The sequence below is a fragment of the Moorena sp. SIO3I8 genome (assembly GCF_010692325.1).
Lineage (GTDB): Bacteria > Cyanobacteriota > Cyanobacteriia > Cyanobacteriales > Coleofasciculaceae > Moorena.
On sequence record NZ_JAAHHW010000510.1, the window covers coordinates 1 to 1,002 of the forward strand.

At 42.9% G+C, this 1,002-nt stretch carries 1 protein-coding gene; it reads right to left on the reverse strand.

Annotated features, from left to right (window positions below):
• Positions 1-484: 484 nt before the first annotated feature.
• Positions 485-1,002: transposase (locus F6K51_RS38255; RefSeq protein WP_293031638.1), on the reverse strand; the 518-nt coding region annotated here is incomplete at its 5' end.

Sequence of the window (1,002 nt, forward strand, 5' to 3'; positions counted from 1 at the left end):
TAGTGACATTTGCTTCTGACTCTATCTTTCCATCGTAGGCCATGGGGCTAACTACCTTCTTAGGAAATCGACCTTTCCTAAGAGTACCTACGTGGTTACTTCGTTCCTGATTACCATTCTTTATGCTTTTAGAGTGATACTATCCACCGGGAGTTTTAGAGAAATCATCATAAAGATGCCAAACCTTATGATTCTATGTCCTCCGGAACTTTTGTTTCCAGCGTTTCTAGCCTTATTGCGCTGGTTGAAGATTACGATGGTTCAGATGTATCTTCCCTTTCGGTACTCATGAGCATGTTGCCTGCTACTAGCTCCATATTTAGCGCTGTTCGACCCCGCTTCAACCTAGAGGTTGTTAATTCTCAGTGGTTAGGGGTAGGGCTGTCACTCAGATTTCGTGAGGGTTGGTCTTTCACCAACATGGTAATCAAGTTATCAAGGTATTTTCCTTGTGATTAATCCCCCGATTTATTTCGGTTTCTAATCAACGAATCGCACTGGCATGTTCTTCACGTTGCCTACTTATCTTAAGGTGTGTCCGGCCTAATCTATTAATGGCTTTTTTGCGATTGGATGTTCGCGAAGCGTGGCCTACGGCCTTGCCTTTCTTTTTGCGAGAAACCCGACGTTGATAAAACTTTAGTTTTTTTTCTCCTTTACGATAAAACCTGGGATTCGGCTCTACACCTCCCTTAGAATCAGTGTAAAATTCCTTGAGTCCTACGTCTAATCCAACATTAGTATGAGCAGGCTCTAAAGATTCTTTTGTATCAATTTTTATACAGAACTGGACGTAGTAACCATCTGCGCGGCGCACCAATCTAACTCGTTTGATTAGCTTAAGATCGTAACGCCATAACTCCCAAGTCCCTTTCAGTTTTAGCTTTCCAATACCTTTCTTGTCTAAGAAATTTATTGATTTAGCATCCCCTGACAACTTCCAGCCCGATGTCTTGTAATGAAGCTTCTCCCACCTGGCTATCGCCGAGGTGGGAGTGTCCT